The sequence below is a fragment of the Methylobacterium sp. WL12 genome (assembly GCF_008039475.1).
Lineage (GTDB): Bacteria > Pseudomonadota > Alphaproteobacteria > Rhizobiales > Beijerinckiaceae > Methylobacterium > Methylobacterium cerastii.
On the sequence record NZ_VRUW01000138.1, the window covers coordinates 1 to 7,585 of the forward strand.

The following is a 7,585-nucleotide window of genomic DNA, read 5'->3' on the forward strand; positions in this document are numbered from 1 at the left end:
CGCCCGCCTCGCCCCCCGAGCCGGAGGACGACCTGTTCGCCCCGGCCGAGCCGGCCCTGCGCCCGAGCCTCGACGCCGAGCCCGCAAAGGCGGCCCCGGAGCCTGCGGCCCGCGAGGTGGTCGGCCGCTATGCGTCGGGCGGCAACACCTACGTGATGTACGCCGACGGCGCGATCGAAGCCGACACCCCGCAGGGCCGCTTCACCTTCGCCTCCCTCGACGAGCTGAAGGCCTTCGTCGAAGCCGGCGGCGAAGGCGGCAACCGCGGCGCGGCCTGAGGTAGGTCGCGGGCCACCCTCCCCCGCAGAGGAGGGAGGAAAGGGTGGCGACTGCGCCTACGCGATGCGTGAACCCGTAGTTCCGGCCGCAAGAGGGCGTCGAGCGGCTCAGCCCGGCGGGTCGAGACTGGGGTTGCGGACGGGGAGGGGGGCCAGCATCGTCAGGGCGAAGCCGTCCGGGGCGTAGAGGGTCTCGACCTCGGCTTGGACCTGCGTGGTGAGCACCCGCTGCAGCAGGCGCGAGCCGAAACCCTGGCGGCGGGGCGGCTCCACCGGCGGGCCGCCGCTTTCGCGCCAGGCGAAATGAAGCATCCCGGCGGAGCCGCCCGACAGGATGGTCCAGGCGACTGAGATCCGCCCGCGGCGGTTGGAAAGTGCGCCGTACTTCGCCGCGTTGGTGGTGAGCTCGTGGATCGCCATGCCGATCGGCACCGCGATCTCAGAGGGCAGCGCCGTGTCCGGCCCGTCCAGCGTGATGCGGCCGTCCAAGGCGCCGTCCCCCTCGCCGGCCTCGCCCTCCCGCGTCTGCGCCTCCGCGTAGGGGCGCAGCTCGCTGAGCAGCAGCGTGCGCAGGTCCGCGGTCTGCCAGGTCGCCTCGGTAAGTACCGAATGGGTGTGGGCGAGTGACTTGATGCGGCCGACGAAGGCTTCGTAGAAGCTGTCGATGCTCGACGCCGTCCGCGCGGTCGAGCCGACGATCGCCTGCACCGTGGCCAGGGTGTTCTTCACCCGGTGGTGCAGCTCGCGGATCAGCAGCGCCTGGCGCTCCTCGGCGAGTCGCTGGTCGGTGACGTCGGCGACGAGGCCGATCAACCGCCGCGGCAGCCGGTTCGGGGCGTCGCGCTCGAAGCGGCCGGCGAGGTCGATGGTGCGCCACGCGCCGTCGCTGCGGCGGCGGATGCGGCCGGTGGTGTGCAGGATCGCGTCGTCGCGCAGGGCCTGCGAGATCGCCAGCCGCACGCTCGCGCGGTCGTCCGGGTGCAGCGTGTCGCGCAAGAACTCGGACTTGCCGATGGTGCCGTCCTCGGGCGCGTGCCCGAAGATCTCGAACATCCGCTCGTTCTCCCAGATCGCGTGGTCCTCGAGCATGTGCCACTCGAAGATCCCAAGCCTGGCGACCGTGGTCGCGACCCGCAGGCGCTGGTCGCGGGCGACCAGGCCGTCGCGCGCCTCGACCCGCGTGGTCACGTCCTGCACCACGCCGACCATGCCGGTGCGGCGCCCGTCGGCGGCGTGGACCGGGCGGCCGCGCACGGCGAGGACGACCTCGCGCCCATCCGCCTCCCGCGTCAGGCGGGTCTCGAAGCGGTAGGCGCCGTCGCGCGCCATCGCGTCTCGGACCACGGCCTGGAGGCGTTCGGGCTCGCCGGCAGAGAGGCCGGCGCGCAGGATGTCCCAGGTCGCGGAGTCGCCGGGGGGATGGCCGAGGATCTGCGCGGCACGGCGCGACAGCACGAGGCGCCCGGTGGCCTGCTCCCAGCGCCATTCGCCGAGACCCGCGGCGGCGAGGTCCTGGCGGTTCTCCTCGGAGCGCGCCGCCTCGTCGGCGTCGACGGCCTCGACCACGAGAACCGTGCCGCCGGCGCCGGAGCGGCGCACCCGCACCTCCACCGAGCCGCCGCCGGCATGGAGCCAGGGATGGATGCCATCGGCGATCCGGCCGCCGCCGACGAGGTCGGAGGCCGGCTTTCCCGACAGCGCACCAGGGGCGTGGCCGAGCAGGGCGCAGAGTGCGAGGTTGGCCTCAAGGATCTGCGCGCCGTCCTCGGACAGCACGGCGAGCCCGATGGCCGCCGCCTCGAAGGCTGCGTGGCGCGGGTCGGCCGCCGGGCCGTGCAAGCCGCCTACCGGGCCGTGCAAGCCGCCTACTGGGCCGTGATCGTCCCTGTCGGTCACACCGTCCCCTCGAACGCGCGGTCGCGCCGTCTCGAAAAGCGTCGCCCCGGTGGGCACGCCCGGTGGGCGCCCCGGCTGGGCGGGAGCAAGATGGGGCCGGCGCCCAGCCGGGGCAAGCCGTCGGGCGCCCTCTGCGGCTTCGACAACAGCTTAGTTTGCCCACCGCCCCGACTTTACCTTACGCGATGCGCTCGAATTCCAGGTAGGTCGGGCGGCGCCCGGCCGCGATCGCCTTGGCCTCGTAGCGGGTGCCGGGCCAGCCGGAATAGGGCTGCGTCCAGTCGGCGGCCTTGCGCGCCGTCCAGCGCAAGGCGGGGCAGCGTGCGGTGCGCACCAGGGTCCAGCCGACGTAGTCGTCGATGTCGCTGGCGAAGCGGAACAAGCCGCCGGGACGCAGCACGCGGGCGATCTCGGCGAGCGATTCGTCCGAGACGAACCGGCGCTTGCGCTGGCGTCGCTTGGGCCAGGGATCGGGATAGAGCAGGTAGACCCGCGCGAGGCAGGCATCCGGCAGGGCCGCGAGCAGCGGCGACACGTCCTCGTCGCGGATGCGGACGTTGCGCAAGCCGCGCTCGTCGACGGCGCGCAGCAGCTTCGCGACGCCGTTGACGAAGGGCTCGGCGCCGACGATGCCGATGTCGGGACGGGCTTCGGCCTGAGCCGCCAGGTGCTCGCCTCCGCCGAACCCGATCTCGAGCCAGACCTCGGACGGACCGTCTGCGATGCCGGGAAACAGCGTCGCCGGATCGAGGCGGCCCTCGGCGGGCGGCGCGACGCGCAGGCGCGGCAGCAGCTCGGCAAGGCGCTGCTCCTGCAGCCCGCGCAGGCGCTTACCCTTGCGGCGGCCGAAGAAGGCCCGCTCGGGGGCGTCGGCCGGGGGGCTGGTTTCGGTCACGGCCGGGCTCGGGTGTTCGAAGAAGACGCGACGCGCTTTCCCTCCCCCGCAGAGGGGGAGGGAAGACCCGCGCGGTGGAAGCCTTACGCCAGGGCCGACTTCAGCTTCTCGGCGAGGTCCGTGCGCTCCCAGGAGAAGCCGCCGTCGGCATCCGGCGCGCGGCCGAAATGGCCGTAGGCCGAGGTGCGGGCGTAGATCGGCTTGTTCAGGCCGAGCGCAAGGCGGATGCCGCGGGGCGAGAGGTCGAGGGCGTCCATCAGCACGCCCTCCAGCTTGGCCTCGTCGACCTTGCCGGTGCCGTGCAGGTCCACGTAGATCGAGAGCGGCTTGGCTACGCCGATGGCGTAGGCGAGCTGGATCGTGGCGCGCGAGGCGAGGCCCGCCGCGACGACGTTCTTGGCGAGATACCGCGCCGCGTAGGCCGCCGAGCGATCGACCTTGGTCGGGTCCTTGCCCGAGAACGCGCCGCCGCCGTGAGGCGCCGCGCCGCCGTAGGTGTCGACGATGATCTTGCGGCCGGTGAGGCCGGCATCGCCGTCCGGGCCGCCAATGACGAACTTGCCGGTCGGGTTCACGTGCCAGACCGTGCCCTCGTTGATCCAACCCTCGGGCAAAGCCGCGCGGATGTAGGGCTCTACGATGGCGCGCACGTCGGCCGAATCGAGCGACTCGTCGAGGTGCTGGGTCGAGAGCACGATCTGCGTTGCCTCGACGGGGCGGCCGTTGGCGTAGCGCACCGTGACCTGGCTCTTGGCGTCGGGCCCGAGCTTGGCCGCGTCCCCCTGCTTCGCCTTGCGGGCGTCGGCGAGGTCCTTGAGGATCTTGTGGGCGTAGAAGATCGGGGCCGGCATCAACTCCGGGGTCTCGTCGGCGGCGTAGCCGAACATGATCCCCTGGTCGCCCGCGCCCTCGTCCTTGTTGCCGGCCGCGTCCACGCCCTGGGCGATGTCGGCCGACTGGGCGTGCAGGTAGATCTGCACCTCGTTGTTCTTCCAGTGGAACCCGGCCTGCTCGTAGCCGATGTCCTTCACCGCCTCGCGGGAGAGTTCTTCCAGGTCCTTGAAGGTCACCGAGTCGGGGCCGCGGACCTCGCCGGCGATCACGACGCGGTTGGTCGTGGTCAGCGTCTCGACGCCGAGGCGGGCTTCGGGCATCGCGGCGATATAGGCATCCACCACGGTGTCGGAGATCCGGTCGCTCACCTTGTCGGGGTGGCCCTCGGAGACGGACTCGCTGGTGAAGAGGAAGTCTGAACGCGGCATCGTCGGGGCACCCCGGTTGGCGGGTGCGCCTTCCTGAAATCGCGGCGCTTGACCCGGTCGTGAGGGCCGGAGTTCTGGCACCGGCTTCCCCCAGGGTCAAGGTGGAATGCCGAACGGATCCGCTATACCGCACGAAGCGGACGCTAGATCGGTACAGTAGTGCGCCGAAGCGGGATCGACGGCGTCAGCCGCTCAGCTTGCGCTCCAAGGCCTGGACGGCTGCTGCGAAATCGCGGCGCGTGTCGGCCGAGCAGTTCTCGGCGACGTGGCGGGCGACCATCTCGGCCACGCTCTGCCAGCCGCCCTCGAGCGGGCGCTGCGGCGCGTCGGCGAAGCCCTCGACGGCGTGGTCCTCGTCGCGGGGCATGCCGCTGAAGAAGTGGTCGAGGGGCACGCCGGTCATGCGCGAGAAGATGTCGAGATGGATCGCGCTGATGCGATTGGTGCCCTTCTCGTACTTCTGCAGCTGGGCCGCCGACATGCCGAAGCTCTGGGCGACGCGGCGCTGGGTCAGCGACGCCTTGCGCCGCTGCTCCGCGATGCGCTGCCCGACATAAACGTCCCGTTGATCCGTCTTCTGTCCAGCCATCACTCGTCTCGCGTGCGCGCCCCCAAGGGCCCGGAACATCGGTCGTCCACGACCTCGCCGTGCCTAAGCTTAACCGCCCCCGTAGGTCTTGTCACCTTCGTAACCGGTTGGATATCCAGAGGTATCCCCCCGCGGCCCGGTCTTCGGCCGCCCGCGTCCGCGAGCCTGGACCGTACTGGTAAAAATTTCGTTGCCGTAGCAACGGTTTCGCTCGAGCAGGCGTGTGCACGGCGCCGTCAGCCATTGCCCCGCGGCCGCCCGCTCGTCGCCCGGCGCAGGGCCTCGGCAAGCGCGCCGCCCGGCTCGTCCGCCGGCGCGGCGGGCCGCGGCGCGGATTCGCGCGCCGGCCTACCTTGCTCTCGGCGCCCCTGCTCCTGGCGCGCCGGTTCCTGTCGCGCCGGTTCCTGTCGCGCCGGTTCCTGTCGCGTCTGCCGCTGGCCGTCGTCCGAGCGCATGCTGAGGGCGATGCGCTTGCGGGCCGGGTCGACCTCCACGACGCGGACCTGCACCACGTCGCCGGGCTTCACCACCTCGCGCGGGTCCTTCACGAAGCGGTCGGCCAGCACGGAGATGTGAACCAGCCCGTCCTGATGCACGCCGACGTCGACGAAGGCGCCGAACGCGGCGACGTTGGTGACGACGCCTTCGAGCCGCATCCCGGGCTTCAGGTCCGAGATCTTTTCGACGCCGTCCTGGAAGGTCGCGGTGCGGAAGGCCGGACGCGGGTCGCGGCCGGGCTTCTCCAGCTCGGCGATGATGTCGGCGACGGTCGGCAGGCCGAAGGTCGCGTCCACGAACTTCTGCGGGTTCAGCGCCTTGAGCGCCGCGCCGTTGCCGATCAGCGCTTTAATCGGCTGGCCGGTGGCGGCCAAAATCTTCTTCACCACCGGGTAGGCCTCCGGGTGCACGCCCGAGGCGTCGAGCGGGTCGCTGCCGTCGCGGATGCGCAGGAACCCGGCGGCGAGCTCGTAGGCCTTGGGGCCGAGGCCCACGACCTTCCGCAACGCGGCGCGCGAGCGGAACGGGCCGTTCGCGTCGCGATGCACTACGATGTTGGCGGCCACCCGCTCCGACAGCCCGGAAACGCGGGCGAGCAGCGGCGCGGAGGCCACGTTCACGTCGACGCCGACGCCGTTGACGCAATCCTCCACCACCGCATCGAGCGAGCGCGACAGCTTCCCCTCCGCGAGGTCGTGCTGGTACTGCCCGACGCCGATCGCCTTCGGCTCGATCTTCACCAGCTCGGCCAGCGGGTCCTGCAGCCGCCGCGCGATCGAGACCGCGCCGCGCAGGGTCACGTCGAGGCCCGGCAGCTCGGCGGAGGCGTAGGCCGAGGCCGAGTAGACCGAGGCGCCGGCCTCAGAGACCATCACCTTAGTCAGCTTCAGCTCCGGGTGCCGGGCCAGGAGCTCGGCCGCCAGCTTGTCGGTCTCGCGCGAGGCGGTGCCGTTGCCGATGGCGATCAGCTCGACCGCGTGGGCGCGGCAGAGCTTGGCCAGCGTCGCCAGCGCACCGGTCCAGTCGCGCCGCGGCTCGTGCGGGAAGACCGCGTCGGTGGCGACGACCTTGCCGGTGGCGTCGACCACCGCGACCTTCACGCCGCTGCGGAAGCCCGGATCGAGCCCAAGCGTCGGCCGCGCCCCGGCGGGCGCCGCGAGCAGCAGGTCGCGCAGGTTGCCGGCGAAGACCTGCACGGCGCCGGCCTCGGCCACCGCCCAGAGCCGGGCGCGGAGATCCGTGTCGATCGCCGGCTTCAGCTTCGTCCGCCAGGTCTTCCGCACCGTCTCGGCGAGGTAGCGGTCGCCGGGCCGCCCGCGATCCGCGATGCCGAAGGTCTTGGCGATCCGGGCCTCCTGCCAGGCCGGCTGGCCCGGGGGCGGCGTCTCGGCATCCGTGAGGTCGAGGTCGAGCACCTCCTCCTTCTCGCCGCGGAACAGCGCCAGGATGCGGTGCGAGGGCAGGCGGGTCAGCGGCTCCTCGAAGGAAAAGTAGTCGGCAAACTTCTGGCCGGCCTCGGCTTTGCCCTTGCGGACCGAGGCGTGCATCCGCCCGCGCCGCCAGCCATCCTCGCGCAAGCTACCGACGAGTTCGGCGTCCTCGCCGAAGCGCTCGATCAGGATCGCGCGTGCGCCCTCCAGCGTGGCGTCGGCATCGGGGAACCCGTCCTTGCCGGCAAACGCCTTCGCGGTCTGAACGGGGTCCCGCTCCGGCTGCGCGAGCAGGGCCTCGGCGAGCGGACCGAGCCCGGCCTCGCGAGCGATCTGAGCCTTGGTCCGGCGCTTGACCTTGAACGGCGCGTAGAGGTCTTCCAGCCGCGCCTTGGTCTCGGCCGTGGCGATCTTCTGCGCGAGCGCGGCATCGAGCTTGCCGAGGCCCTGGATCGCATCGCGGATGGCGCCGCGGCGCTCTTCCAGGTCGCGCAGGTAGGCCAAGCGCTCCTCCAGGGTGCGCAGCTGCGCGTCGTCGAGCCCGCCGGTCGCCTCCTTGCGGTAGCGGGCGACGAACGGCACCGTGGCGCCCCCGTCGAGCAGGTCCACCGCCGCCCGCACCTGCGCCTCGGCGACGCCGAGCTCGGTGGCGATGCGATGCGTGATGCCGATCATCCGGTCCGTGTCCTCGATGGCTGCGGGGCGCGGTGTCTAACCCGGATGGGGGAGGGGAGCCA

5 protein-coding genes and 1 pseudogene are annotated in these 7,585 nt (G+C 72.1%); 1 reads left to right on the plus strand and 5 read right to left on the minus strand.

Translation table 11 applies throughout. The features are described from left to right. Positions 1–278 (plus strand): annotated as a pseudogene (locus FV226_RS26190) (hypothetical protein); the annotation flags it as partial. Positions 279–386: 108 nt separating this feature from the next. Here FV226_RS26190 and FV226_RS26195 read toward each other — a convergent pair. The 5 genes from FV226_RS26195 to FV226_RS26215 form a co-directional block, all read right to left on the minus strand. Beyond that, entirely contained in the window at positions 387–2,117 is a 1,731-nt protein-coding gene (locus FV226_RS26195; protein ID WP_147815171.1) for an HWE histidine kinase domain-containing protein, read from the minus strand. A gap of 235 nt (positions 2,118–2,352) precedes the next feature. Beyond that, a complete protein-coding gene (locus FV226_RS26200) occupies positions 2,353–3,069 on the minus strand; it encodes a tRNA (guanine(46)-N(7))-methyltransferase TrmB (protein WP_147765225.1) in 717 nt (238 codons plus the stop codon). An 83-nt stretch (positions 3,070–3,152) separates the two neighbouring features. Next, a complete protein-coding gene (gene metK, locus FV226_RS26205; protein WP_147754273.1) occupies positions 3,153–4,331 on the minus strand; it encodes a methionine adenosyltransferase in 1,179 nt (392 codons plus the stop codon). A 184-nt stretch (positions 4,332–4,515) separates the two neighbouring features. Beyond that, positions 4,516–4,920 carry a helix-turn-helix transcriptional regulator gene (locus FV226_RS26210; RefSeq protein ID WP_147765226.1) on the minus strand — a complete coding sequence of 135 codons (405 nt, stop codon included), beginning with the start codon at positions 4,918–4,920 and terminating at the stop codon, positions 4,516–4,518. Between the two features lie 236 nt (positions 4,921–5,156). Further along, on the minus strand, positions 5,157–7,523 hold the full coding sequence (locus tag FV226_RS26215) for a Tex family protein (RefSeq protein ID WP_147765227.1): 2,367 nt from the start codon (positions 7,521–7,523) through the stop codon (positions 5,157–5,159). Positions 7,524–7,585 lie beyond the last annotated feature (62 nt).